The 25,951-nt window shown below is 37.7% G+C and carries 40 protein-coding genes; 3 read left to right on the forward strand and 37 right to left on the reverse strand.

Annotation, left to right across the window (positions count from 1 at the left end):
- Positions 1-13: 13 nt before the first annotated feature.
- From ACKP2L_RS05280 to ACKP2L_RS05460, 37 genes are all read right to left on the reverse strand, one after another.
- Positions 14-148, reverse strand: coding sequence for a hypothetical protein (locus tag ACKP2L_RS05280; RefSeq protein ID WP_439424825.1), 135 nt, complete (start codon positions 146-148; stop codon positions 14-16).
- 29 nt (positions 149-177) lie between these two features.
- Positions 178-648 (reverse strand): phage tail tube assembly chaperone, encoded by a 471-nt coding sequence (locus tag ACKP2L_RS05285; RefSeq protein ID WP_439424826.1) that lies wholly within the window; start codon positions 646-648, stop codon positions 178-180.
- A gap of 105 nt (positions 649-753) precedes the next feature.
- Positions 754-1,377, reverse strand: a complete 624-nt coding sequence (locus ACKP2L_RS05290) for a phage tail protein (protein WP_439424827.1) — start codon at positions 1,375-1,377, stop codon at positions 754-756.
- Positions 1,378-1,386: 9 nt separating this feature from the next.
- The gene (locus tag ACKP2L_RS05295) at positions 1,387-1,761 is read right to left on the reverse strand and encodes a DUF806 family protein (RefSeq protein ID WP_439424828.1); all 375 of its coding nucleotides are present in this window, start codon (positions 1,759-1,761) and stop codon (positions 1,387-1,389) included.
- Complete coding sequence (locus ACKP2L_RS05300; RefSeq protein WP_439424829.1) at positions 1,758-2,207, reverse strand: HK97 gp10 family phage protein; 450 nt, start codon at positions 2,205-2,207, stop codon at positions 1,758-1,760. The genes ACKP2L_RS05295 and ACKP2L_RS05300 overlap by 4 nt, the downstream gene beginning before the upstream one ends.
- Positions 2,182-2,532, reverse strand: a complete 351-nt coding sequence (locus ACKP2L_RS05305; protein ID WP_439424830.1) for a phage head closure protein — start codon at positions 2,530-2,532, stop codon at positions 2,182-2,184. The genes ACKP2L_RS05300 and ACKP2L_RS05305 overlap by 26 nt, the downstream gene beginning before the upstream one ends.
- Complete coding sequence (locus ACKP2L_RS05310; protein ID WP_439424831.1) at positions 2,513-2,863, reverse strand: head-tail connector protein; 351 nt, start codon at positions 2,861-2,863, stop codon at positions 2,513-2,515. Before ACKP2L_RS05310 ends, ACKP2L_RS05305 begins: the two co-directional genes overlap by 20 nt.
- 62 nt (positions 2,864-2,925) lie before the next feature.
- On the reverse strand, positions 2,926-4,173 hold the full coding sequence (locus ACKP2L_RS05315) for a phage major capsid protein (RefSeq protein ID WP_439424832.1): 1,248 nt from the start codon (positions 4,171-4,173) through the stop codon (positions 2,926-2,928).
- 9 nt (positions 4,174-4,182) lie between these two features.
- A complete protein-coding gene (locus ACKP2L_RS05320; RefSeq protein WP_439424833.1) occupies positions 4,183-4,950 on the reverse strand; it encodes a head maturation protease, ClpP-related in 768 nt (255 codons plus the stop codon).
- Positions 4,950-6,089, reverse strand: a complete 1,140-nt coding sequence (locus ACKP2L_RS05325; protein ID WP_439424834.1) for a phage portal protein — start codon at positions 6,087-6,089, stop codon at positions 4,950-4,952. The genes ACKP2L_RS05320 and ACKP2L_RS05325 overlap by 1 nt, the downstream gene beginning before the upstream one ends.
- Complete coding sequence (locus ACKP2L_RS05330; RefSeq protein ID WP_439424835.1) at positions 6,089-6,283, reverse strand: DUF1056 family protein; 195 nt, start codon at positions 6,281-6,283, stop codon at positions 6,089-6,091. Before ACKP2L_RS05330 ends, ACKP2L_RS05325 begins: the two co-directional genes overlap by 1 nt.
- Positions 6,261-7,943, reverse strand: coding sequence for a terminase TerL endonuclease subunit (locus tag ACKP2L_RS05335; protein WP_439424836.1), 1,683 nt, complete (start codon positions 7,941-7,943; stop codon positions 6,261-6,263). Before ACKP2L_RS05335 ends, ACKP2L_RS05330 begins: the two co-directional genes overlap by 23 nt.
- A 239-nt stretch (positions 7,944-8,182) precedes the next feature.
- Complete coding sequence (locus ACKP2L_RS05340) at positions 8,183-8,641, reverse strand: phage terminase small subunit P27 family (protein WP_439424837.1); 459 nt, start codon at positions 8,639-8,641, stop codon at positions 8,183-8,185.
- 274 nt (positions 8,642-8,915) lie between these two features.
- A complete protein-coding gene (locus ACKP2L_RS05345) occupies positions 8,916-9,323 on the reverse strand; it encodes an HNH endonuclease (RefSeq protein ID WP_439424838.1) in 408 nt (135 codons plus the stop codon).
- Positions 9,324-9,436: 113 nt separating this feature from the next.
- The gene (locus ACKP2L_RS05350) at positions 9,437-9,688 is read right to left on the reverse strand and encodes a hypothetical protein (RefSeq protein WP_439424839.1); all 252 of its coding nucleotides are present in this window, start codon (positions 9,686-9,688) and stop codon (positions 9,437-9,439) included.
- Positions 9,685-9,912: a hypothetical protein gene (locus ACKP2L_RS05355; protein WP_439424840.1), complete on the reverse strand. Its 228-nt coding sequence runs from the start codon at positions 9,910-9,912 to the stop codon at positions 9,685-9,687. Before ACKP2L_RS05355 ends, ACKP2L_RS05350 begins: the two co-directional genes overlap by 4 nt.
- A 736-nt stretch (positions 9,913-10,648) precedes the next feature.
- On the reverse strand, positions 10,649-11,578 hold the full coding sequence (locus tag ACKP2L_RS05360; RefSeq protein WP_439424841.1) for a DNA adenine methylase: 930 nt from the start codon (positions 11,576-11,578) through the stop codon (positions 10,649-10,651).
- 29 nt (positions 11,579-11,607) lie between these two features.
- Positions 11,608-12,828, reverse strand: coding sequence for a hypothetical protein (locus ACKP2L_RS05365; RefSeq protein ID WP_439424842.1), 1,221 nt, complete (start codon positions 12,826-12,828; stop codon positions 11,608-11,610).
- A gap of 217 nt (positions 12,829-13,045) precedes the next feature.
- A complete protein-coding gene (locus ACKP2L_RS05370) occupies positions 13,046-13,546 on the reverse strand; it encodes a hypothetical protein (protein ID WP_439424843.1) in 501 nt (166 codons plus the stop codon).
- Positions 13,547-13,581: 35 nt separating this feature from the next.
- Positions 13,582-14,109: an NUMOD4 domain-containing protein gene (locus ACKP2L_RS05375; RefSeq protein WP_439424844.1), complete on the reverse strand. Its 528-nt coding sequence runs from the start codon at positions 14,107-14,109 to the stop codon at positions 13,582-13,584.
- Between the two features lie 74 nt (positions 14,110-14,183).
- Positions 14,184-14,723, reverse strand: a complete 540-nt coding sequence (locus ACKP2L_RS05380; RefSeq protein WP_439424845.1) for a hypothetical protein — start codon at positions 14,721-14,723, stop codon at positions 14,184-14,186.
- Positions 14,724-14,903: 180 nt separating this feature from the next.
- Entirely contained in the window at positions 14,904-15,509 is a 606-nt protein-coding gene (locus ACKP2L_RS05385; RefSeq protein WP_439424846.1) for a hypothetical protein, read from the reverse strand.
- The gene (locus tag ACKP2L_RS05390) at positions 15,506-15,931 is read right to left on the reverse strand and encodes a hypothetical protein (RefSeq protein WP_439424847.1); all 426 of its coding nucleotides are present in this window, start codon (positions 15,929-15,931) and stop codon (positions 15,506-15,508) included. The genes ACKP2L_RS05385 and ACKP2L_RS05390 overlap by 4 nt, the downstream gene beginning before the upstream one ends.
- 169 nt (positions 15,932-16,100) lie before the next feature.
- A complete protein-coding gene (locus tag ACKP2L_RS05395) occupies positions 16,101-16,460 on the reverse strand; it encodes a VRR-NUC domain-containing protein (protein WP_439424848.1) in 360 nt (119 codons plus the stop codon).
- Between the two features lie 165 nt (positions 16,461-16,625).
- Entirely contained in the window at positions 16,626-17,726 is a 1,101-nt protein-coding gene (locus ACKP2L_RS05400) for a VapE domain-containing protein (protein ID WP_439424849.1), read from the reverse strand.
- Positions 17,727-17,875: 149 nt separating this feature from the next.
- A complete protein-coding gene (locus tag ACKP2L_RS05405) occupies positions 17,876-18,688 on the reverse strand; it encodes a bifunctional DNA primase/polymerase (RefSeq protein ID WP_439424850.1) in 813 nt (270 codons plus the stop codon).
- Positions 18,689-18,690: 2 nt separating this feature from the next.
- Positions 18,691-19,245 carry a DUF669 domain-containing protein gene (locus ACKP2L_RS05410; protein ID WP_439424851.1) on the reverse strand — a complete coding sequence of 185 codons (555 nt, stop codon included), beginning with the start codon at positions 19,243-19,245 and terminating at the stop codon, positions 18,691-18,693.
- Positions 19,242-19,979 (reverse strand): AAA family ATPase, encoded by a 738-nt coding sequence (locus ACKP2L_RS05415; protein WP_439424852.1) that lies wholly within the window; start codon positions 19,977-19,979, stop codon positions 19,242-19,244. The genes ACKP2L_RS05410 and ACKP2L_RS05415 overlap by 4 nt, the downstream gene beginning before the upstream one ends.
- Positions 19,979-21,382 (reverse strand): DEAD/DEAH box helicase, encoded by a 1,404-nt coding sequence (locus ACKP2L_RS05420; protein WP_439424853.1) that lies wholly within the window; start codon positions 21,380-21,382, stop codon positions 19,979-19,981. Before ACKP2L_RS05420 ends, ACKP2L_RS05415 begins: the two co-directional genes overlap by 1 nt.
- On the reverse strand, positions 21,382-21,777 hold the full coding sequence (locus ACKP2L_RS05425) for a hypothetical protein (RefSeq protein WP_439424854.1): 396 nt from the start codon (positions 21,775-21,777) through the stop codon (positions 21,382-21,384). The genes ACKP2L_RS05420 and ACKP2L_RS05425 overlap by 1 nt, the downstream gene beginning before the upstream one ends.
- Positions 21,770-21,970, reverse strand: a complete 201-nt coding sequence (locus tag ACKP2L_RS05430; RefSeq protein WP_439424855.1) for a hypothetical protein — start codon at positions 21,968-21,970, stop codon at positions 21,770-21,772. Before ACKP2L_RS05430 ends, ACKP2L_RS05425 begins: the two co-directional genes overlap by 8 nt.
- Entirely contained in the window at positions 21,967-22,266 is a 300-nt protein-coding gene (locus ACKP2L_RS05435; RefSeq protein WP_439424856.1) for a hypothetical protein, read from the reverse strand. Before ACKP2L_RS05435 ends, ACKP2L_RS05430 begins: the two co-directional genes overlap by 4 nt.
- A 1-nt stretch (position 22,267) precedes the next feature.
- Positions 22,268-22,411 carry a hypothetical protein gene (locus ACKP2L_RS05440; RefSeq protein WP_439424857.1) on the reverse strand — a complete coding sequence of 48 codons (144 nt, stop codon included), beginning with the start codon at positions 22,409-22,411 and terminating at the stop codon, positions 22,268-22,270.
- Positions 22,408-22,590 carry a hypothetical protein gene (locus ACKP2L_RS05445; RefSeq protein ID WP_439424858.1) on the reverse strand — a complete coding sequence of 61 codons (183 nt, stop codon included), beginning with the start codon at positions 22,588-22,590 and terminating at the stop codon, positions 22,408-22,410. The genes ACKP2L_RS05440 and ACKP2L_RS05445 overlap by 4 nt, the downstream gene beginning before the upstream one ends.
- Before the next feature lie 18 nt (positions 22,591-22,608).
- Entirely contained in the window at positions 22,609-22,791 is a 183-nt protein-coding gene (locus ACKP2L_RS05450; RefSeq protein WP_439424859.1) for a hypothetical protein, read from the reverse strand.
- A complete protein-coding gene (locus ACKP2L_RS05455) occupies positions 22,767-22,982 on the reverse strand; it encodes a hypothetical protein (protein WP_439424860.1) in 216 nt (71 codons plus the stop codon). Before ACKP2L_RS05455 ends, ACKP2L_RS05450 begins: the two co-directional genes overlap by 25 nt.
- Positions 22,983-23,101: 119 nt before the next feature.
- Complete coding sequence (locus ACKP2L_RS05460; RefSeq protein ID WP_439424861.1) at positions 23,102-23,353, reverse strand: helix-turn-helix domain-containing protein; 252 nt, start codon at positions 23,351-23,353, stop codon at positions 23,102-23,104.
- Between the two features lie 151 nt (positions 23,354-23,504).
- On the opposite strand from ACKP2L_RS05460, the gene ACKP2L_RS05465 reads away from it, so the two are divergent.
- From ACKP2L_RS05465 to ACKP2L_RS05475, 3 genes are all read left to right on the forward strand, one after another.
- Positions 23,505-24,161: a LexA family transcriptional regulator gene (locus tag ACKP2L_RS05465; protein ID WP_439424862.1), complete on the forward strand. Its 657-nt coding sequence runs from the start codon at positions 23,505-23,507 to the stop codon at positions 24,159-24,161.
- A gap of 194 nt (positions 24,162-24,355) precedes the next feature.
- On the forward strand, positions 24,356-24,745 hold the full coding sequence (locus ACKP2L_RS05470; protein WP_439424863.1) for a hypothetical protein: 390 nt from the start codon (positions 24,356-24,358) through the stop codon (positions 24,743-24,745).
- Positions 24,746-24,782: 37 nt separating this feature from the next.
- Entirely contained in the window at positions 24,783-25,814 is a 1,032-nt protein-coding gene (locus ACKP2L_RS05475; protein WP_439424864.1) for a tyrosine-type recombinase/integrase, read from the forward strand.
- The last annotated feature ends 137 nt before the right edge of the window (positions 25,815-25,951 follow it).

The following is a 25,951-nucleotide window of genomic DNA, read 5'->3' on the forward strand; positions in this document are numbered from 1 at the left end:
AATTGCTCCTTTCTTAACCATTGTGATAAGACTTGAATATATCTAATGGGTCACTAATTATATCTGTTTCTTTGGAATTCAAAACCTCGATCAAATCATAGAAACTGCTGTTTTCGATTTCATTTAAGCCCATACCCATATTGGTCATACATTGTTTTTCAAATAACAATAAATCGGTTAATTGGTTTTTGTAGTCTGCGAGCCCTTTTCGGGCTGTAATTTTTTTGCTGTATCAGTGTTTCTGATTTCCCAGTAATCATCTTCAGTCATATCAGGGTTATTTAAGCGCGTAGATACATGAACAGTTAATTCGCCTAGAGATTGAAATGATAAGTCTTCTAAAACAGACGCCTGTTTCTTATTTAATTTAAATATTTGAGCAAATGTATCAATTAATTCATCAATAGTCTTTAATTGCTCGCCTAAAGCTTTAATGCTTTTTTTAGTGTTGTCTAAATTATATTGATCAAGTTCTTCATCTGTCATTTTTGAAAAATCAGGCAATTTTTCATCAGATTCTTGCTCAGCTTGAACTTGTGCTTCAAAAGATTTCTTCATTAATTTAGTAATCAACTTAATATTCTTAGTTGAATCGCTAAAATTGAACTCTTTGTTATCTAATTCTGGGACTTTTATAGTTAACTGCATTTTTTCTCCTTTTTTTGAGCACTAAAAAAGATGCTCTTGATGCTCAACCAGTGGAGAATGGGCTGATTGAGCTTCAAGAAGCATCCTTTCGGATACTTTGTTTAATTAATTACCAGTTGTTGTAGATGATGCAGATGATGCAGTTGCTGCATAACCAGGAAATACATCGGCCATCATGGCATTTTTATCAAACGTCGTTTCGTTTGAGTAATACATTTTAGCTGGAGTGCTGTTCCAACCTTCAACATCAAGTGGTGTATATGTCAAATCATCGAGTGCACGAGCTTCAGTAGCCGTATTAGTCGCATGGTTCAATGTTGTCCGAATCAGCTCGCCCGACCTGAATCCAAAGTAAACTTGACCATCTTCGCCTAAAGCATCAGAAGTAATTAGCAAAGCGATTTTCGGCTTATCGCCCTTGACGTATCCGCCCTTTCCATCTGATGTATAGCCGAGTGCCTTCATCAAAACGTCGTGAGGCAATGCATTAAAAATCAAAGAAACTGAAGCGTTACCTTCAGCATGTTGCAAATCAACAACACGGTTATTTCCATAAACTTTAGTTGCAGCCGCTTCGAGTCCTGTAATGTTAGCTGTCGTTGCCGTAAACAATCCTTGATCAGGTGTGTAAACACCGCTAGCGTCTAATCCTTTAGTTGCGTCCTTAACGATGTTTCCATCTGAACCAATTAAAGCGAGTTGGACAAGTTTTAAACCTATTGTAGCCATAGCTACCTCCTATAAATTCTTATTTCGAGACACATAAATTGCCTTAATGGCTTGGCCTGTGTCGGGGTCTGTGTAACGAGCGTCTGGCGTTTGTAAATACCAGTCATTTTGTCTAAATAGTTTCATCAGTGTGATTTCACATTCATCAACGTCGTAGTTAAAATTAAGCGAATAAAAAAGACGTATTTCTACGCCTTGCAAAACTTGTTGAAAATCATTACCGCCATAAGTTTCTGGTTCGTTGCCGATGTTCTCTGTAACCAAACAATCAGTCGTATCAGCATCGTCTAAATTATCTTTTGGTATAAAAAAAGGATAGACATTATCTATCCATGAGAAGTGTGCGGACTTGATCAAGTCGCTTGCGTCATCAACTACACTCATGAGCCCTCATACCCCTTTTCTTGTAAGATTGTTTGGTACTCATCGTTTTCAGCTCGAGTTATTTCATCATCACAAGAGTTTCTGACCCTATCTAAGAAATCATCACCCTTGATGTATTTAGTTCCATCACTTAAGAAACGGGCAATGTAACCTAGACCGCCTTCACGAGCCGGAGCAGCAGGCCAACCCACTGCAGACGAGCCATCAAGTTCGCCGTCTGGATTGTGATTATCAACAATTATCGTTTCAGCCAAATGTGGTTCCTTGCCGAGTTTGCGCTGACGATAGTGGTGTTGCCTAATATACTCGGCTAAGCGTTTTTGCAGTACTTTTGCGCCTGCTAGAGTGATTTTAGATTGTTCTTCGGGCGATAAATCATAAGCCTTTTGCAAGTTTTCGAATATGTCATCTAAACCCAAACTAGCGTCCATTAGTCTTACCTTCAATCTTCTTTAAGGTCAAAATATCAAATGTATTTAAGCCGTCTGTTTCATCGGGTGAAATAGAGACTATTTGATATTGAGTGCCATTCTTAGTTTGAAAAGTAAACTTACTATTTACCGTTGGATCATGTCTGATGATGATGTCAATCGTGTCTTGCAATTCGCTACCGTAAATCTGGTAATTCTGGTTCATGGTTCGTCTGCGAACACCATACCAGCGTTGAAAACTAGAAATAAATTGATAACTGAAACCGCCTGCCTTATTTGGTACTTGCTGATTCTGACCAAAAGACCCACGTCGTGTTAGATTATACGGTCTGCTTGTCATCGTCGTTACCTTCTGGATTTTGAATGTAATATTCATATCTAGCCCGCAATTGAGCAATGATAGAATCTGACACCAACGAAACAGGTGTAACCGGAGAGCCTGACAATGCCGAACGCTGTTGATAGTAGGCAGCCGCCATCGCTTGAACAGCGGTAGAAAACAAGTCTTGAACATCTGACAATTGATAAAATTTGCCATCATCTTCTCCGATGGCATTAATCACATAATTTTCCGCAGCCGATATATAGCTCTTTATTAAATTGTCGTCGGTATCTACATCAACACGCTCACTAGTCTTGAAACTGTCAAGCGTTACGTTTGAAATAGCCATAAGCCTCCTTTCTAACGGGCATCACACCCATTCGTATGGTTAAGCCATATCTTTAAATTGAATTAATTGCCTGCCGGAGTGGCTGCTGCGAAGTTTGCTTTCTGGTCTGCAATTGCAGTGAACGAACCAGCAACAAAGGCTTCAGTATCAGTTGGCTCAACATCAAAACGATCAATAACACGAATCTTAGTCTGATCGTGCTCGAATGCACCTGCACCAATATTAGTAGAGAGCAGAGACATATTTTGACGGTCAAACAAAGTAATCGCTTGGCTAGCATCCCCGTAATACAGCGGATATACTGGCGCATTAGCTGTACCTGCAGATGGAAGCCAACGGTCAGCGACCATAACAACACGCTTGCCTTTAATAACCATTTCATCTGGATTCTGTGGGTTAGGCGTGAGAAGATACTGTCCCATAGCATCTTTGACTTTACAAAGTGCATTGCAGCCGGAAACGTTAGTCAACAAGAACGAAGTAGCCTTGATGGCTGGATCAACGGCAGTGTTGATCAAATCAATGATGTCATCAAACTTGGAAAGTGACGGCTTAGAAGGTGCAGCTGCCATTGCGGCGATGATTTTCTGGTTACGAGTAACCACAACCTTCTTAGCAATCCAGCCTTCAAGCCACTCTAAAATATTTTGATCAGAATCATTTAACAGCGAGTTAGTTGCGGTCGTGATACCAGCGAAACGCTTGATAATATATTTAACAGGCGTCAATTTAGGATCATCATTGTCACCAATCGTCGCTGATTCATCATCAAGTTCAGCTAATGGCAAAATGTCAGCCCACTTTTCATAAACACGAGAACCGGTAGCCGTTGAAACATTTTCAACTTTAACGTATTGCTGCAAAGAATCATATTGACGAACCAAAGTATGAATGGCAGTTTGAATATCTTGCGGAATGACTAAGCCAATGGCATTGCCAGACTCGTCAGTCGATGAGGTAGCTAAGTTAACGATTTTAGGGTCGCCTTTAATCAAGCCACGGACATTTTTAGCAAAAACAACCTCTGGCTTTTGATCATATTTTTCGTGCATGCCAGCAACCTTATGCGGCTCTGGATTGTTAATTTTAATAACTTCCGCATTCTTACGGGCGTCTTCTAAGGCGTCCTTAGCTAAATCACGAGTAGCTACCAAGTTGTTTATTTTATTTTTGATATTGGTCATTTCTTCGTCAGAATGAGTACCTGGCTTAGCCAAATTATCGAATATCATTTTTTGACGCTCATCTTGTGCGTCAGACACTTGTTGACCTGCGTCTGTAAACGCCTGGTTAAGTTTATTTAAATCCATTAGATCTCCTTAATATAAAAGAGCAAGCATTTTTGTCAGCTCACTCTTATCCGTTTGTGTATTTTCTTTAATCGGTTCGACTGCTTTAGGCGGTTCTTCAGTCGTCTGTAACTTATCAAATGCCTTGGCTTTACCCAAAAGCAAATTAAATTTATTAACAATGTCTCTAGACGGCATCTTTGAAATTGAGTTAGAAAAAACAGGAGCTTTATCAGCAACTCCTGTTTTCTCTCCAGAAAAAGCAATTTCATCGGCAAAACCTTTATCAACAGCTGTTTGAGCATCCATAAAGGTTTGATTGCTCATTAATTGGAACAAGTCACTTTGGCTCATCCCCGTTTTCAGCATGTATGCGTTAGCAATGCCAACATCAACGCTGTCATTTTGTGCTGCTAGCTGTCTTAAGTCGTCAGCATTTACATAGCCGGCTGGATCAGCTAGACACTTATGGATCATCATTTGAGCCGTTGGTGCCATTGCGACATGATCTCCGGCCATTGCAATAATTGAAGCTGCCGAAGCAGCCATTCCTTGAATAAAAATGTTTACTTTTCCTTGATAGGCTTTAAGCATTGAATAAATCGTACTTGCAGCTGAAGTATCGCCACCGTTGGAATTAATATCTAATTCAATATCTTCATTGGGAGCAGCTGAACTAAGTACGTCCTGTACTTGAGAGGGCAGGAAGTACGGCATACCAAAAAAGTCATAAAACGATCTATCGTAAGAATCTGAATCATCTAAAATATCAGATTTTAAATCTATTTTCTTCGTCACTATCCTTCTCCTTTCTGAGGCGGATCACTTGCCCCGCTTTGTGTTGCTTGTGGTATATCGTCTGGCAAATATCCAATATCTTGTAAAGCCTTAACGACTTGATTAGCTTCTAAGTTCTTTGAATTCAACAAGGCCGAAGCGTAAGTGTTGTATTGTGGATCGATTGCTCGTCTAATATCAGCCGTTATATCGGCAGATAGCTGCCAGTTCAATTCACTTAACACCATCTGCATATCACGGTTTAAAGTGTTGCCGTACATACCCTGAATTTGTGTCAACGAAGACTGTTGGTCGCCTTGACCATTCAAATACGAATCTGGTATTTGAAACGCTTTGGCGATCTGTGTCGAAGACCAATCAACTTGCTTTAACAGTGCAGCAATGTTGCTTTTAATTTCTAGTGGTGTAAATGTTTCACCAGGCTGTAACACGACTGGTACACCGTTAGAATTCTGCAATTGTTTGGTCAATGTTATAGCACGAGCTAAACCATAGTCATCCGCAACTTGCGTTGGTACAGATAACACACTATTGGCGGTGGCTGATTGAGCCAATGCTTTAAGTGTCAACTGATCAGACTGGTCTTTGATGTTCAATGTATTAGGCAAAGAATATAACGGACTTAAACCGGTTACACCATTCATTGAAAAATAGCGAAGATGGATAACGTCAGACGACGGTACGTTTTCCATTAAGCCAATTGACGGTTCGTCAAAACTCAAATTATAAACAAGTCCTGAGCCATCAGACAGCTCAGATACCTGCACTTGTGACGGTCTTAAATATTCCCAATGATCATCAATACCGTTAGCGTTGCGCCAGCGATAAGCGAACGCTTCACCGCCTAAAATCATTTGCGCAAACATTGTCACCCAGAACGTTCTCGGATTAGAAAGCTTAGAGGGATTGTCTAAAATCCCTTGAGCTCTCGGCATACTGGCTTTCAATTTAGAACTTGCCATATCGCCTGCCAATTGAGTGACAGCCGACTGAATGTCTGGATTCTTTAAAGCATCCCAAGCACTAACGTATTTGCCATTATCTGGTTGCAAAAAACTCATAATGTCAGACCAATAACCATTGATAGGTATTGAACTTGTAGAATCTCGAATGTGAAAATTCGCATGTAATAATGGCACTAATGACCACCTCCTTTGCTATCAGATATGCGTTCAGATAACCATCCTAGAAAAGCAAATGACAATCCCGTACATATATAGCCGACTGGTACAAGTATTAAAAAAGCCCCGAAATCAATGAATATCAGAGCTAAAACAAAGCAAACGACGTCAAAAACGAGCCATATTGAGTTAAATATTTTCTTGAATATCACGTAAAACCTCCGGATCTATCGCACCATTTGCAATGCCTTGTTTTATTTGTTCTTGCGGGCTCATACGACTAAAGCGGGCAAACTCGGAATTGTACTCTGAATATTGATCAAAATGGTACATAGCCTGTTTAAATGCGTCAACAAGGGCGTCAACTATATCAATTTTTAATGTTGCTCGCTGTTTTTCAACGGTAATACCATACGGTGAATTACCGACTGTTGCATTTAGTAAGGCTTTTTCCATCACGTTATCGTCCAATCGAGAGACTGTATGCGTGGTGAATGCGTCCTGTAAATATTTAGTTGGCTTGCTTAAAACCGATGGCCATTGCTTGATGTTTTCAATATTCCATTTAGGGAAATTGGCGTTCAGTGAATCTTTGATGTTCATAACCTGATATGAACCAGCTTCATCGTAGCCAAAATAACGGACTTTTAATTTATATTTATTAACAAAATCAACTAGCCAAGCGTAGACCTCATCGGTGTTTATAATGCCATCCTTATGTGATGTGATTGTACAATAGCCTAAATCTGCTTGATGGCGGTAATCAATACCGTCCTGTCTTTCTTTATTTACGATGTTTCCCGAATGGTTCCAGGGGATGAACGAATGCTGATACAAGAAGAATTTAGGTTCATCGTTTTCTAAATAAGGAAATACAAAACCAAATGCCGTATTATCGGAAAACTGTGAATAGTCAAAGCCGATATAAACCTCTCTACCAGTCATATCGAACTTAGGGATGACGGCTTTTTCCACACTTTCTAAAGAGAAAAAGCTATCTATCGAAGCCTGCAGCCAAATGTTTAACGACTTGTTTTGAAAGGCGAATAAGTTACCAGCTAAATCGTCAGCGTCCTTTTCAGTCTTTAAATCCTGCAGCATTTTATCGTGCTTTTCGGGCATGTCTAATAATGGATTAGCCTTAACCCACGTCTCAGGTTTTTCAGTCTCGTTCACGTTATCGATCGACCACACTAAACACAAGTAGGAGTCGCCCTTGCGGTCATAATCCTTTTCCATTTGCTCGATAATGCGTTTTTCATCTCGATGAAACGGCACGGTACTGTCTGGATAAGCTGTTGATATTTGAATAAATTGTTTATTATCAACGTCTATTTGTCCTGATGTGATTTTTTGAATCTTATCAACGTCGGAAATAGCGGGATCAGCAAATTCATCCCCGATTGCTGTTTTAAAGTGAAAGCCATCGTACTGCCCTGAATCCCATGTGATAGCCATCAGCTTATTGTTATGCTGTGCCATAACGACCATATCTGATTGAGTGGCTAAGGACTTAAAGTTGATCCCGTCTTCTTTGCCAAGTGTTTGCCAAGGCTCTCTATCAAGCAGCAATCGAAGCATTGTCTTTATATATGAAAGAATCTGACTAGTCTGCTTGAAATTTTTAGAAGTGACTAGATATTGTTGTGTTGATTGCCCAATAGACTCGATCAAATAACTGTAGACCGTGATAATAGCCATTAAATAAGTCTTGCCTTGATGACGGGCAACAGAAACAATAGCACGAGCAAAGCGTTTATCACCATTCGTGCTGCGCCAACCCATTAGTTGAGCTAAAATGAATTTCTGCCACGGCATTAATTTAACAGGCTTTAAGGTCTTGACCTCTGGACATTGAGCTGCGAAGTTCAAGATAGCCTTAACTTCCATTAGGTTATAAATATAGGGAAAATCGTGCTGTCCTTGGCGTTGCAAGTCCCTTAAGTGCCTGAAACATGCTAGTTTAATGTTATATCCGGTTAAATATTTGCCATCGAGGACGTCAAACGCATATTTAGTACCTTCATCTTGATATTGATGGCGGATTTTTGAAAAATCAATTGATTTATATGCAGATATAACATCATGTGTTTTTGTTAAATCAATCTTTTTTATTTTTCATTACCTCCTTTCAATATATTTTTAACTTGGTCTGCCACTGATAATTTGTCCGAATCATTATCAGGAATCTTTAAATCTAATAATTCAGCTCGTCCTTTAGGGGTCAAACCCAGTTCGCTTCCTAAGGCTTTTAATTTAGCCGTTGCTGAATCTAAGATCTGTGTTGATGGATTGCGCTTATATCCTGTAAAATCTTTAGCCACGACCTTGCCATTTACAGGATTGACGATTGTTTTATAAACAGCCGAAACGGCACCATTTTCTAAAACATGTTTATATGAATCTCTCATCAATTGATAGTTAACACAAAAGGTCTCAACCATCGTTTTATCCATCTCGTTAACGGTTGGATCAGATTTAATCAGTGGAACTAATCTGCGCCACATATAACGAGCCGTGCCACCCAAATAATCGGGAGGATTAACTGGCAAATCTTTAATTTTTGTCATATTGTATTCCTCCTTTTCTTGGGTGCGTTTAAGGGGCACTTTTTAGGCATTTTTGTAAATAAAAACGCCACAACCGCATGGCTTCAGCGTATCAGGTACCCCCTATTAAAAAAGTTTTAAAAAATTTACTTTGACACGAAATGCGGGCAATGTTGTGCGCTCTTTTCAAACGGCAACGTTGGGGGGGTATTCATTGTTCCTAACGCATTTATTTACTAATCACTTATAATTATGCTCAAAACTTTAAAACTTTCTCTAACCTATGTTTTTTTGCTTATTTTGGTATTTGGTCAAGATGATTCATGTAGTAATCAATGAGTTTAATTTCAGTTAATTCAGGTACATTGTTCTTGCTGAATCCTTGAGCTGAACCATAATATTTAGCCTCGAATTTATCTTTCAAGTAATGGCACTTAGGACAAATCACATCTAAGTTGGTAACGTCATCAACCTTCTTTAAATCGAATGTGATTGGCACACGATGATCAACTATCTTAGTTTGTGTCACCCGATCATGCAATAAACAGTATTGGCAACAGTAGTGTTGTTTAGTTAGAACTAATTGTCTTAATGATTGCCATTGCTTGCTGTGATAAAACTTATCCTGTTTGTCTTTAACACGATTAGCATGCCTATTATATAAGTTGTAGTGGCGTGAATAAGCTTTATCATGCGAACGCACATAACGCTCACGATCCTTTAAATACTCAGCTTCATGACCGATGTGTTTAGCGCAGTAATGATTAGGATATTGAGCTAGATTATGACAGCCTGAATAATGACACGTACGAACTATCATGGTTCGACCAATGCATAATGCTCGAATTCAAAATTATTCTTATCTAATTTGAATGTATCAACTAATTGCTTCATAGCGTCAAGTACTAAATCATGAGTTGGATATTTATAAGCGTCACCAAAATTAGTAAACGATAATTCATTAAAATCATAAAATTCTTCATAAAAAGTTGTGCCACCAAACTGACGGTTTACACTTGGTCCACTAACGTATTTGCCATTGTATTTTAATAAATAAAAATCCTTCATTGTTTTATCTCCATGATCTTGTATTGATATTTGTGCATATAGTGTCTGTTCAAGAACTCATCAGCCATCGCTTCTTGTAAAAACCATTTAGCGCGATTGATCGAAGGTGTTAGCTTAACGTGACGCTTAAATGCAGTTGCTACGAACGCATGCCGATACTTGTCCTTGATCACATAGTGAGCGCAGCTTCCGTGTGTAAAACCGTAACGATCAGCCGTAATCATGGCTTGCCTCGAATGTTTAATTGTTCTTTTTTATTTTTCATCTATGTAGTGAGTGGCAAGCCTGTAAATCCACCCGTCTGTTCCTGACTTCTTTGACAGCTCTGCATCGTGCTCTGTTTTGCCGATGGTTCATAGGCTGTCCGGTTGTTATGTAGACAATTGCCAAACTAGTATAAGGTGTCCAATTATCTGGCCTCCGATAATCGTTTTTCAACACCATGACTTGCTGCTCTATCAGGCGTCCTCGATGTCTAGCCATCTGCTTAGCTCTAATTGTCTGTAACTAGAGTACCTATTACATATGTATTGGGAAAATCTTATTTATGCTTTCTCCTTTCCCATTTCTAAAGCCGGACGAACCGTTTAAGACCAAACCTTCTAAGATCTTCGTGTATTTTTCTGACGTGCGAATAGTCAAGGAAAAGTATGTATGCTGAGTTTACCGACATGACAGCTTTCGTCTGGTATTTACGCATTTTCCTTTGCGGGATTGAAAGCCAATGACAATTAAAGATATAAAAAAACTTCCAATAACCTAACCGACCAAAGCAGAGTTATTGAAAGCACAGACAATGGGACTCAAAAACTGAGTGTCTTTTCGTGGGTTTGAATGGTTTTCCTTCCAGGCGTATCAATGCGTATCTACAACGTATACACAGCTTTCAGCCCGGAATTGTCATACTCATAAGCTGAGGCAACACGCTTAGCCTGACCAAACCGTGCTCCCTGTCTCGTCTCATTTAATCACCTTCAATAGCAACTCATCTTTTCGTGTTCTCGTCGCAGCGAAATTTAGCTTTTTGCCAAAATTAAAAGCCACCTCGGTATGAGGCAGCTTTGTGTATTCACTAATATAAATTTCTTTTGCCGGGCATTCATGTAAGTACCAATTTTCGAATGTTTCATTGTCAAATCCATCATATCGGTACTGTGTCCCAACGTATGGTGGATCACAGTAAACAACATCATCAGTATTAATGTCTAGTTCGTGATAATCCTTTGAGGAGTACTTCAATTGTTCCAGTCGCTCCAGTTGTTGTAGTCGCTCCAGTTGTTGTAGTCGCTCCAGTTGTTGTAGTCGCTCCAGTTGTTGTAGTTGTTGCAGGCGTTGCAACAGATCACCACGAGAATCAATACTCATTTGTTCTCGTCTCCATTTATGGAATAATCTGTACTTCTCGCTAATTGTATCCGCACCTAAAGAATAGCTATACAATTGGTCAAATTCCGTTCCTGTGTTTCCATAAAAGAGGGCCCTAGTAGCCATTAATTTCTCTTTTTCTATGTTTTTTCCAAACAAATAGCATCTTTGATCGTTGCTAAAACTCCAGCATAGTAACACTAAGGTTCTTTCAATCGAATCTGGTTGATTATCTCGCCAATCAAAAAATTGTTCACGAGTAATATACACATAATCCATCAGATTAATGTGTGGTTTATCGTTAATCAAGGAACACAGTAATTCAACTACTGTTTTACGTATGTCGTTGTAGATCACTTCTTCATATTTCCCGGAAGACGCAGCGGTTAAGCTAACGCACCCACCACCACCAAACACGTCTACAAAACGTGTCCCATCAGGCAATGTGTCCATAATTTGTTCAACTTTTTGGCCTTTGTTGCCAACGTATGGCAGACCACGTTTCCACTTATCTTTTACTTTCATTTCTTACCTTTATCGTTAGATTTCAATATTTAAATGTAATGAATACTTTTTAGTGTTTCGTCGTCAAATTCAAAACATTCCATCTTTTTCGTTGCCATGGTATAGCCGTTCTTGCTTTCATAAGGATCAGTTGTTTTAAACGTGCCAACCTGGTGTTCGACTAGGCCGAAGTCATCGTTGACTTGTTCTTTATGAAAATGCCCGTATAAAGCCATTCGATATGTTGAATTAGCCCATATTTCAGGTGCTTCTGTAGCGAATAGCATTGGTGCTTTAACTTTGCCACTATGTCCATGTAGGGCAATGATGCCGACTGATTTTCCAACCGTGAACACTTGCCGATATTCGTTGTTTACTTGGATATCTATCTGTGGATACTTTACTCTTAGCATTTCTTCAAAGAGATAACCAACCGTCTCATCGTGGTTGGCATTAACACTAAACATATGAGTTTCTTCAGAGTTTTTATAGCTTTCTTCTACTACAGGAAACATAAATTTTTCAGCATCGCTAATTGCTTTGGGAAAATCTATCGGGTCGAGTATCGTGCCCTTAGTAGTTTTCGATGTATTTAAAGCGTCAGAATGAATGAGGTCGTTTAATTGAACTATCCATATCTGTTGCCAGCCTTTACGGATTAGATTAATCAATTCTTCAAAGTGTTCTTTTATATCTTCGAATTGAGTAATCCCAAAATGAAAATCACTGATAGCAATTACTAAATTATGTTTGCCAAACGAATTATTTTTAATCAGTTTAACTGGTTCTATTTTCTGATTAAAAAGTTTGATTAAATCATCAGTTGTCAACTCGTCATTAGTCTTTGGTTTGACACTTATTTTTGCTTGATGGTTCCAGTATTTTTCGCCCTTACCGTTAGTTACTGACCAATCATTACTAGTCGAATTAACTATGACCCAGTCGTTAATATCGTAGCCAGCGAATTCAAGCAGCTCTTTCGGAGTTTTATCCGACTTGCTTCGAAAATCTTCGAACTTAATGTCAAAATCGATCGCTCTAACGTTGCCCTTATCATCAAAAGATTTCTTAGTTTGAACTGAATCTTGTTCTTTGATAGCAGTTCGTTTGCCAAGTCCTTTATCAAACACTTCGTTATGTACAACGTGCTTAACAGCACTTTTGGTAACATTCAAACCTTCGTCGTTTAATTGCTTGGTTATCTCTGCATAGCTGCTGCCATCTAAAAACAGTCGTTTGACTTGTTGCTTGTAGTTACTGTCCCAATTCACAACAGAACTCCGATTATGAACGTAACCACGACACCAAGAATCAGGCCGAGAAAGAAATACATGTGTAGTTTTGCTTTTAGGTCAACATTCTCGAATCTAAGTATTGAATTCTCGTCTTTTAGTTTATTGTCCATAAAATACTCCACAAAAAAAAGAGCTGTTTAAGCTCTCTTTGAATTATTCGATACTATCATTATGACATCTAAAATATATATAATTATTCGGTTTTTAGACGTAAATAAGACGAATTTTGCTCTTCACCGTGATAAAATAAATCAAAACCCGAACCATACATTAAATCAGCAAAACGCATACACTCGTTATTTAACTCATCCTTAAAAGTTGAATTAGCAAATCTCACAGAACTATCTTTAGTTAAACTTACATAGTGAGAACTTAATGACGTAGCTATATCAATTTGTTTTTTGTGTTGTACATAAAGCATTTTAAGAATTTTATCACCGTTTTTATCTAACTGATTTAACGCATAATCGGCAGCTGCCACCTCCTTATTTAAATCCATAGATTCAATTAGATTGTCTTCAATATAGTTGTTGAAAGATGTTTGAACTTTATCTGGAGACAACACAGGAGATTTAATTCCCGCTTGCAAACTTGCCAGTCTGTTTTTTAATCGAGGCAGACGGTTTGTTAGATAAGCAGCTACTATATTTTTGGTTTGGACCTTAAATTTTTTGGTAGGACCAACTAAATCCATGCTTTGCCACGATTTTATGTCCATTTTGTTCCTTTCTAAATAAATTTAAATGTATAGCCACCAACTTGTTTACATCTGCCGTGTAGTACAGCAGATATGTTCTCACGAAAGAGCAATAGTTGTTTGCTGGCTTCGGTAACAGAATTAAATTTAATTTTTTTGTGAGTTGATAAATTAATAGCGATAATTGGTTTACTTAAATTTTTAGCTATTCTCTGCGTTCTTGTCCCATAATTGCAGTTATACTTTCTATCGCACCATTCCAAATTGCTAACACAGTTGTTTAACTTATCCTCGTCAAGATGGTTTATTTCTTGGTAACCATCAGGATTATCAATGAACATTTCTGCAACCAAGCGATGAATGTAAACGTGTTTTGCTTTATTGTTTTCACATAAATCTAGTTGCAAATATCCATTTTTGCGAATACTTGGTTTTAATATTCTACTTTTTACAGAACGACCAGTTGAACAAATCCTATCCAAGGACTTGACTCTACCCAGATTAGATACCTGATATAGTCCCTCATATCCTTTTATGTCTTTCCATATTTCTTCAATCATTATTTGTCTCCTAATAATTCTGGATTTTCATGAATGTTACCTTTTGTCAATTCGTCTTTCTAATCTACTTTTGGTCATTTTTCTTCCTCTACTTCATCAAACAAATTTTGTATTGTTTCGGGCAATGCTTCAAATTCAGAACGAGAATATTTATGGCCTTCACAGTCTGATGAGTGTCCAACATGACCATCATCGTTTATTACAAGATATGGGTCACCAAAACTCCAATCAGCTAACACGCCAACTAATTCTTTCTTAATCCTGTACGCATGTTTTGACTCAATGATGTCAACGAACTCACGCAAATCGTTACCGTTTGCATCTTCAATGAGTAGCAGCATTACATCTAGCCGTGATAAACCATAATCCTCATAATTAGAGAGAATCACTTCAGGTAAATTGTCTCTAATATCATCGAGAAAATACCCAAAATGTTCTTGTGTCATTTTAATTTTTTCTTGGAACGGAACGATTATTCCTATTTGATTTTTACCGTCATTAAGGCATTCTTCCTTCGCTTCATCAAAAGTTTCGTAAGCGTCTGGACTGTAAACATCGCCGTCGTTAAAACCATCTTTTTCATAATCATTAACGAACAAATTACCTTGTGTCATTTTATTCCTGCCGTTTCTTTATTCAAATCAGATAAATAATTTGTAGATGTTGTTTTTTAAAATCGTGAAACATTGAATAACATTCTCTTGAATAATTAAGTGCTTCTAAATAGTTAATAGGGTATATATTGTTTAAATAGTGAGCAATTTCAATAACTTTTGGCGTTACATTTTCCTCACTCATTTTTCCGCTACCCTATCAAATATTTGTTTCAACTCATTATCAATTGCTTGCCATTCCTCGGCGGTGTGAAATTCTGGTTTTGATACCCTAATTTCATCAATTGATAAATATTTGTTGACTACATCTAACACGCAGTTAAACTTTGGCTTAAGTTTATAAGCGAACCTTGGCTCATCTTTAACAACTATCAAATCTGGGTCAGCCCATGCTCGTGCAAACTCTAATTGAGCTTGATTACTTTCTTGATAATCCTTATTTCGACAAATTCTGGTATATAATGCACCACTCCATATGCCTTCGTGAAGTGCACCGAGTAGCGTTACATAATTATTTTTTAATTCATCAAACTCGGCTTTTTCAGCCGGAGTCATATAAATCACATCTTTATTTGGTTTCATTAAGTCAGAAACTTTAAAATCGTAATCAGATGGGTCCAAATCATATATAACACGCTTTTTAAATACACCTGTGTCAATAACCGTTGGAAAACCATTTAATGGGTTAGGTAACAAGCTATAACCTTGCCATTTATAGCCTTGCTTATCTAACCTCTTGGCAATATAGTCATATTCTTCTTTATTTTGAACTAAATATCGTGTCATTTTTCAGCCTCTAATCTTTTATGGGCAGCAGTGGCTGTTATTCCTAGTAGCTTCCCTGCGACCGTATAATTGCCGTTACAGCGTCTTAAAACTTCTTTGGTGTGATTATACCTAGATTGTTTCAAACGCTCCTGAAGGCCGTTATCTTTGACGATTTTGCCTATTGTGCGTGTCGATATCTGAAAACTCTCGGCAATATAGTTAATTGAGGAGCCATTCATGTACATTTTAATCACTTCTGGTGTGAGGTCTTCTAGATTATCGAAACGCTGGCGAATCGAAACAGCTAGATCGTATAAGCCGTGCTGTTTGCAAAAATCAAGATAGACATCATCGCTACGACCTTTGCCATAAAAATCGTAGCCAGCGTTTTCTAACGCGTTTAATAACGTGATTGCGTCATGTGATAATTTTTTACTCATTCTTTCTCCAATCTGTAAATATCGTTTAATTGAGTTTGCAGTAGCGTCAAAACGGATAATAAAACGCCGTTTGAGAGCTTATCTGTATTTGCCTGCATAATTTGTACTGATAGCGTCCGCGGATTGCTGTATTCCTTGTTTTTTGCCGTCTAAATAGCTTTTAAAATTATTATCCATTATATTTCTCCTTGTAATCGTCATACCCATAGCCGATCAATTCACAGGCAACGATTTTTAAAGCGTCTGCTGTACTTCTAGCGATGCCGTGAATGATATGGTCTTTCATTAATTGTTTATGGAATATGATCTGGTCAGGTCTAGGTTTGCCGATCGGTGTTTTCATTTCTATAAAAAATATTTTTCCATTAGCGGGGTTATAACCGAATAAATCTGGAAAACCCTTTTGAACGCCAGTTGTGAAGTAAGTGCCACTTCTGGTTACACCAGTTCCGACATTAATTCGCCAAACTTTGTAGCCGTGTTTTGACAGCTCAACCCGCACTGCGTCTTGGATTGTGTGTTCATTCATTTATTGATTAGTGCTGGTAAGTGCAAGAAGTGCAATATATCCCTTATTCTTTATCCTTATATACTTACTTATATATATATTATTTACTAACATTAGAAACACTTAATAAAACTATATAATAGGAAGAAAGTTCAATTTTTTTAGTGTTACTTCTGGTGACACTAATTACACTCTTTTATAACCGCGCTTGCCGTTTTTTGCACTTGCCCTCCAATCTTCTCTGTTATCCATGAGATATTTGATTTTTCGAGCTAGCGATCTGTTGTTTACTAGGTTTCTTTCTCCCAATCCGTTAGCTATATTTGCTGATGTGACAAAATCTTCATCAAAGTCATTTAAGAATTCATCGACCTGGTTTTCAACTTCGTCGATATATTCAAAGTTCTTTCGATGAGAAGCTAATAATTTCTCGTCTTCTGGACTTAAATATAAATACGATTCATCAGTCTGATCGTTATAATTTTTTAAAAATTCATTTGTAGCTTGTGCCCACAATTGACCAATGTATTCATCATTTAAATAAGTTACCGGATGATATTTTTGGTATTCTTTTCGAGCAAGCAAGGGAAGAAAACGGCGTTCACCGGTCTTATCTTTTAAATAAGTTCCCTCGTTTGTCGTTCTGGCTAAAACGAAGTTCTTAGCCACTCTTATTCCGTTCATAGCATACGGTGGACGGTAAGCCAATGTCTCTGCCGAGATAAATTTTTTCAATTCTTCGAAAGTTGAATTGTTAGTAGCAGTCATCTCGTCATCGTTAACGATCCAAGCTCTTAACATTTCTTGATAAGAACTGTTATTTTTGTTAGTAAAATCAGAGAATTGGTCTGTGTAATAACCATGAGCTAATTTTTTTAACAGTGTGGTTTTACCAGAACCCTGAGCCCCGACTAGGTCGAGTACATAATCGAATTTAAATTCTGGATCAAACACTTTAGCCACTGCCCCGAACAGCCATGTTCTGGTTATCAATGTTGTGACCTTTGATTTTTCTACCCCCAGAAAATCAGGGAAGAAAGTTTTGAATCGGTCCTTGCCATCCCAATATTTAACGATGTTTTCTAAATATTCTTGAACGGGATTATATTGGTGCTGTTTTGCTACTACTGCTATGGCTGAATGAACGGTTTGAGCGTCGAACAATACGCTCATATCGTGTTCAATTATCGAACGAAAGGTTCGTTCGAAATCATCGCTTAAAGCTCCTTGGAAAAATTGAAAGCTGCCTGTTTTGCCTGACGATGTAATATCGATATCGTGAGTCATCGTATTGTATTTGATTATTCCTTTAAATACAGGATGTTCATTTAATAATTTTTCAACGTTGAAAATAGAATTAGTCTTAATTTTTCCATTGTCAGAACGTTTGTAATCATCGGGATCATAAGGACGTTCAGCTATATCTTGTTGCAGCTTTAAGATATTGTCTTTGATGTCGTTGTTCGTTTTAATGATTCCAACCTCCTTTCTTCTTTTTTCATAATTGAATTGACCGTTCTGGAAAATTCGTTTTCTTTTAGCGGCGGATCAGTTCTTTGGTTTGCCTGTTCTGCTAACTCGATTGCTGTATCCGGTTCAACGCCTCTTAGCAACATTCCGCCAACAAGTTCGGTTAAATTATTATTTCGAGTCCCTTGACCGCCTAGACCGTTTGTTATCCATTCGAATAATTGAGCAGTTTTATTTGAATAACCACTTGCATTCGATACACGGCTTAAGATGTTGTTTGAGCGTTCTGGTTTGATAGCTCTCAATAAATAATCAGGTGCCTGTACCATCGGCATTTTGCGTATCCATTTGTAAGCATGTTCATTTCTAACGCTAGGAGCGACCAGCACATAATTATTAACGTGGGCTTTGATGTCGACTCCTTTTAACCAACCGATGTTTTGTTCAACCTCGACATTCTTGGGCTTCATGTAAAACAATTGGATCCCGCCGGTGGCTGTTTGTTGTGTCAGTGTGTCGGGAAAATATTCAGGATGTGGATATTTTTTCAATGATTCAAAGCCGTTGGCTTCTGGGTGCTTATCGATGTCAACTACGAAGAATTGCACTGTTCTTAAGGCAATGTTGGCAGCAGGATATCTGTCCCAGAAGTCTGCTACCTCTCCTGGTCTCATGGCTGGCTGGTCGGCAAAACTGATCATCGGTTGTTTGTCGTGCATTGGCAGTACATACAAGCCCTTTCGGGCATATCTGATCGCCCACTGCTTTAAATCAATCATGATCAGAAGGGCAGATCTCCATTTTCTTCATCGTTTTCAGGAAGTTCTGTCTGGCTTTCAAACGGGCTTGGTGTTGCCGACTGTTTTTCATATTTGTCAAAATCGTAATTCTTGTAAGGATATTGCGGATTGTTTGGATTTTCTTTAACTGTTAAATGCATGATAAAATCTTTACCGATCGCATGTTGACTTTGAAATGCCGCTACTAAACTATCGATGTCGTTCCAATCAGTTGGCTTTAAGGTAACCCCTGTCAAGTAAGCTAACTTTTGAACTATCCTGACACGACTCTCCAAGATGTTTTTCGGTATTGTTTTGCCTCTAGAACTAACCTCATCGAAATTAAACTGGTTAAAATCTTTTCTGCCGGCAAAATTGCCGTCTAAGACTTCAGTAACGATTCCTAAACCGTCCCAACCGCCTTTAGTTACGCGGTGTTGGAAATCTGATAATGCAACGTGGTAATCACCACTGGTAAGTCCTTGAAATACTTGTGCTTTATCTTTTGATGGATCGAATCCTTTAAGTGCTTCGTTCATTATGTCTTGTAAACTCATTTTGCTGTCTCCTTGTTTTCTGGCTCTTTAGCCCAGTTGTAATTTGAATATTCCATGATCTGTAAAATCCGTTTGTTATCAATGCGAGATTTTACGTAGTGTTTTCTTTGCTCGGTGACCTGCCTCAAATAGTTGTCACCCATTTTTCTAGTTCTGATGACCAGATCAGAGTTACCGTTGACGATGTTCTGCCATTTTTGCGGTAGCGATGGTACCGACTGCGTTACATTGCCCTGTTCGTCCATTAAATCGATTTCTCGGCTGACATAAATAACATTCATTGGCAATTGCTTTAAACTAACAACGATGTCTTGCACGGCTGTTTTTTCCATTCCCCATCCTTTTCCGAATGGAATATCACTGAGAAATTTAATAGGTGCATTGGTTGGATGATTTTTTTGTCTATCTTTTTCAGCCAAAGCTACAATGCTTTGTTCGATCATTATGATGATGTCGTCAATGACATCAAGAATGACGGTTTTAAAGCCGTGGTTGTCAGTGGCTAATTCATGTATCAGTTCCTTTATCTGATCGTACGCTGATAAATTTTCCGTGTTTCTGATTTGTACTGACGGTGCAACGTTTGCTTGTGCGTTCCCGTCCGTATTGAAAAATACAGGACTGGGAAACCTTTCAGCTAAATATGATTTGCCAGTCATCGGCTTGCCGAAGAGAACGAAATTTTTCGGTGTATCTACTGGTATTTGTGGTTTATTTTCTGGCAATAATCCCATTATTTGATACCTCTTTTCTTTCTTACTATCTGAAACATCGTCCAGGCATAGGCTTTTGATTTTTCCTGCATTTCCGCTTTGACCTCAAATTGCTTGTAATTATATGGATCTAATTGATACCAATTTTTACCGGCAATGTTTTTTGCGATGTTATTTTTCATCAGCATTTCAGCTGTTTTCTTGATAAAGCTTGAATTTTGTCTCGTTAATTTTTCTAACTGAACCGTTGAATCGACTTGAAATGCTTCTTGCTGAGGTTTGGGCAACGTTTCCCCACAAGACGGACAGATAAAGTTTTCAAAGTCTTTTTTATATCCGGTAAAGAAACAATAAGGGCAAGTGATGATAGGCGGTAATTTTTCTTTATCTTTAGATTTTTTGTGGGCTTTTAAAGTCCACTTTCTTTTAATCGACGGAAGACCGAAACGATTTGCATTGCCCACCTGATCAATGATTACTGCCCGCTTGTTTGGTCTAGGATTTAACGATCTCATTGCAAACTGCATATATAGTGCAGTGCTGGCTGTCGGCCTCATTTGAATGACACAATCAACGTTTGGCAAGTCAAGTCCCTCAAGAAACAATTCCACATTGGAAAGAATGGTCAATTTACCTGATTTAAAATCTTGGACTCTTTGTTCTCTGATTTCCTTGGGTGTTGATCCGTCTACTTCCGCTGCTGAATATCCTGCTTGGCGAAATTTATCAGCAATTTTCTTAGCCGATTCGACCGAATAGGTATAAACGATAGCCTGCATGCCCTTGGCATGCTTTAAATACTGTTCGATGGTATCGCCGTAAATTGTTTTGTCCATCGACTCGTCTATCGATTTATTTGTGTAATCGCCGTGAGATTTCTTTAGTTTGCTGTTATCGACTTTGGATGGTGGATTGTAGTAATCAAAGTCTGCCATGTAACCGTTATCTATCAGCCAATCTATTGTTTTTCCCGGAATCAGGTCGTCGGCTATAGCGTCGAAGCCTTTACCGTCTAATCTGATCGGCGTGGCTGTAAACATTAGTTTGATAGCTTCGGGAAAATTATTCAGAATTCTCTGATAACTGGTCGCTAAAGCGTGGTGTGCTTCATCAACGAAGATAACAGCCGGTTTTTTTAATTTATCAATATGCCTTGAAAAAGTTTGAACCATGCCTATTTGACCTAAGTCCATGTCAACGTTTTGTTCTTGAAAGGTTTTAGTTATTTGATCAACTAGTTCCTTTCTGTGAACGAAGAACAAAAACCTATTTCCTTTATCTGTCGTTCTACGGGCAATTTCAGCCATTATCACTGATTTCCCAGTTCGAGGCGGTTGCTGGACGATGATGGATTTATGATCAGATTTAATCGAATCAACAATTTTGTTAATTGTTTCAGTCTGATAATCTCGTAACTGTCTCATCAGTCATATTTCACTCTTTGAACATCGGTACTGATAACTTTTCCATTAAGAAGCTTCCAAACATCTTTACCGAATTCTTGTTCTAATTTATGAGGCGATTTAAGCTCAACTGCGTCCCAGCCGTGTTCCTTAACAAATTCTTGCTTTAAAAAATTGTCATCAACTATTTTTGTAGTCTTTGTGTTTATTACCGAAATATGATGAAAATCAGTGCCATTTTTTAACCTATTTTTAACCTCGTCATCGATATTTTTAATTGGATTTTTTAAACTTTTAACGAGGTAGGCAATGTTTTCCAAATTTTCGTTGTCAATTTTTTTAAGCGTTTCTTTGTGCCTAAATTCGAGTATCGGCAGTATTTCACCGTTATAGTCGACTATACTTAGCTCATTCATTTTCTTCCCTTTCTATAACGTCGTACTGGTTCAGCCAATCAAAGAAATCTTCAATCGGCGTTATTTGTTTTGGTAATGTATATGCGGCTTCTGAGAAATACATTTCATAAAAATCTCTGTTTAGGTTTTTTAAGAAATCTCTATCAGCTGTACAACCGTTAAATACTTCTTTGCCATGAAATAAATATTTCATTTTTTTCTCCAGATATAACCATCCATTGGTTTCCCTGATTTAATTAATGTCCGTACATCATGTCCAAACTTTCGAGTAGCTCGTGCAACGCTGCTAAATTCGATTTCTTCGCCAGTAGATATATAAGTCGCTATCACTGGTTTGGATAAGCGTTTATGGATTTCGAGTGATTCGAGATAGAGATTATTGGATATTTGAAGAGATTTCGCCTTTCTTAAAATCATTTCTTTTATCTCTTTATTGGTGCGATTGTGAGCTCTTCTAGTTGTTTCTTCATTGAAAAATAAGTATTCCATATCAGTAGCCCTCAAAAAATAATTTCAAGCCTTGAATAAAAGACCCGTTGCCGTTTCTTCTCGTGATTTCAGCGAAGATAATCGTGCTGATCGTTCCAGAAATCACACAGAAACCGAGTAAGATTTCTAATAATGTATTACTCATTTGTTCAGCTCCTGAATAGCTTTTAAAATTAATTCTTTTTTGTCGCTGGTTAACTTATCTTCTCTTCTAAGCCATACGATTAATGTTTTTTCAGCAACGCCGATTTGATCCGCTACTTTCCATTGCGGAAATGAAGCTGATTTGATTTGAGATTTAAGAGATTTTGTTTGTGTTGTCATGTTGTGACTCCTTTGTATTTAATTGAATTTAATTCCTAATTTAGTGAGTGCCGTTTCAAGACGCTCTTTTTGACTTGCGTTTAATTCATCAGGGTATCTTAGCCAAACAGATAAGTTTGAAGCGCTAATATGTGCCTCGTGAGCTACCTGATACATTTTGAAACCCGAGTTCTGAATTAATTTACGATAATCTTTTGCCATGATTTTTGCCTTTCTAGATATCTATCGATATCTTTTACTTGCCAGCGGTGATGGCCGTTTATTAATATTGATGGAACGTTGTCAAAGAAACTATATTGAGCACTGTTTGCGTGTTTAACATGGAAATAAACTTCAGAAGCTTCATCGATCTTTAACAATGACCGAGGGTTTAAATTCTTAATATCTCGCATGGTTGCTCCTTCCCGTTCACGACTATCGTGTTAAAATTAAGATTGTTTATTTTATTCATAATTTTTTTGCAGGTGTGGCTGTTATCCGCACCTGTTTTTTTATTCCTTTCATTTTTTCTTCATGCGATTTGCATGTTATTTTGTTCCTTTAATGGAACGTTTATTGTAAAAAAAAGAGAAGCAGGTATGCCATATATTTCAACCAGTCTACGACTTTCTTTCAAAGTGAAATCTGGACCGGTCCCGTTTAGCTTATGGTTAATAGAAGTCTGCGGTATACCAAGCGTTTCAGCCAATTGCTTTTGCTTGATACCATTTTCTACCAGCCAACCTTTTAATTCAAAATACGGTTGTCTTTTTCTAATAAGCATGTATTTTATTTTCCTTTCTGTTCCTTTAACGGAACAAACAAAGCATATAACATTAATTGCATGGTGTCAACAAGTTATTTCTAAATAAAACAATTTTGTTCCTTTTTAGGAATATAAATGATATAATTTTTCCTGTTGAGGAACATATAAAATGCTTGGTGATGAAATTAAAAAAATAAGAGATAAACAACATTTATCATTGGACCAACTCGCTAATATATTGAACAAAAAATATAATGCAAAAATAAGTAAGAGCATGTTGTCTAGATGGGAAAACAGTTCTGACGATAATATGGGTATGAATTACGCACGCATACTTGCAGATTTTTTCAATTTAGATCCTTATAGGGTATTAGATTTAAAAAAACCTGAAATTTTAAATATTAAGTCAACCGCTTCTATACGTTTGCCAATCTACAGTCATTTATTTGCCGGCACACCTGAAGGTGCTGAAGAAGACGTTGTTGGAAATATCGATATCCCTAATTCAATCGCCGTTAAATACGGCAAAAACAATCTTTTAGCCGTTAAAGTTGAAGGCGATTCAATGAATAAGGTCATCTTAGACGGTATGGTGGCTGTCATAAATAAAGAAGATACCGAAGTTCAAAATGGCAACATCTATGCCGTCATAATCAACGGTTATGCTAACACTTTAAAAAGGGTATATTGCTACCCTGATCACATTCGTTTTGAGCCAGACAGCTACAATCCTGCTCATAAACCATTCATTTATAAGAAAGACGATAATATAAACATTAATATAGTTGGAAAACTTGTTTATATAGCACAAGAAATAGGAGCTTAATATGTGGATATTGATGATTTTAATTTTATTAATTGCTGGAATTAAGTTGTTCGGCAAATTACTGCCCTATTTAATTGGCGCAGTTATAATTGTGTATTTTATTGAATATTGGTGGCTGGTTCTATTAGTTGCTATCGCTGGCTACTTTATCTACAAATACGTGCAACGTCCACGTTAAACCGCTGGAGGAAAAAATGAAAAAATTAATAGTTAGAAGATTAGTGAGCGGAATTATAAATACAGTAATAGGCTTAATTATGCTGATTGCTGGGCTTGTGTGGATTACAAGCTATGGTGTTTCGGTAGTTGGTAATTCACTTGGAGACGCAGGTTTTTTCGGTTTAGTTCAAGGCGTCATTTATATATCTACCGCTAATAGGCAGCCAAGGAAATGGCTAGAAACAATTATAGGAATTTTAGGCGCATTTAATGTCGTCTATCCATTCTTCAATTCAGCAATTAACGGCTTGGCATTAACAGCGGCCGCAACGTTGATCATCTTTATCGTTTATGTAGTTGGCGCTCCGCTCTCTAAAAAAGGCTATCCTGATATGCCTTATAAAACTAAAGCAGTTAACAATTAATTTCAGCCACTTTGCGTGGCGTACATAAGGAGTCAAAATGGCAGTCTATAAACGTGGCAGCACTTGGTATGCAAGAGTAAGCAAACCATCAAAAGGTGGCTACAAACGCATAAATAAGGGCGGATTTGCAACTAAACGTAAAGCTCAGAAGTGGGAAGCTGAAATATTAACGGGGCAGTCGCTCGAAAAGGATAACAACCTGCTCTTAGCTGATTATTTTGAGAACTGGTTTAAAAAATATAAAGCCAATCGGACGGATGTGACGATTCGTCAATATCAAAACACTCTGTCGGTCATTAAGCGATATTTACCAACGGTCTATTTAAAAAATTTCAATCGTGACGTTTTTCAGACATTTTTAAATGAATACGGGAAGGACCATTCCAAAGAAACTGTTTCCAAAAGGAAGGGACATCTCACAGCCTGCCTTAAAGATGCTTTAATCGATAAAGATATCGCCATAGACCCCACAGCTCGCTTAAATCTCGTGTATAACAATGACAACGAAAAAAATATAGAAGATAAGTTTTTGGAAATCAATGACGCAAAAAAATTAATTGATTACTGCTCAAAAAATCTATCTAAGAGCCGTTTTATGATATTGACAGGTATTTATTCAGGCGCTAGGTTCGGAGAGCTTAGAGCTTTAATCGACGATGATATTGACACAAAAAATAAGGTTATTTCGATAAACAAGTCGGTTGATGGTTTGACAGGTCTTGATAAAGAAACCAAGAACAAACAATCTAATAGAACGATCAGCATGCCAAGCGACTGGTTTGACCTATATTTGCACTATCAACACAGCGGTAAACGTCTTTTTGAGATATCTTCAAACGGCATCAATAAAGATCTTAAAAGAATATGTATGAGTCTGGGCATTAAGTCCGTTACATTTCATGCGCTTAGGCATACTCACGCCTCGATACTGCTCGCTAACGATATATCGATGCAGTATGTTTCAGAACGGCTTGGCCATGCAAATTTGTTAGTAACAGAGAAAGTTTATGCTCACCTCTTGGAATCAAAAAGAAAAGAAGATGATGCTAAGGCTATGAACATATTTTAGTGTGGCAAATTTGTGGCAAATGTGGCAAAAAATAACACTTAATATAGTTAAAAAAAGTAGAATATGCAAAGTGATTAGCGGTGTCACAAACTCCGTCATATCAGCATTTAGACACAAAAAAACCGCCATTACGGCGG

This window comes from Oenococcus alcoholitolerans, from assembly GCF_051852995.1.
GTDB lineage: Bacteria > Bacillota > Bacilli > Lactobacillales > Lactobacillaceae > Oenococcus > Oenococcus alcoholitolerans.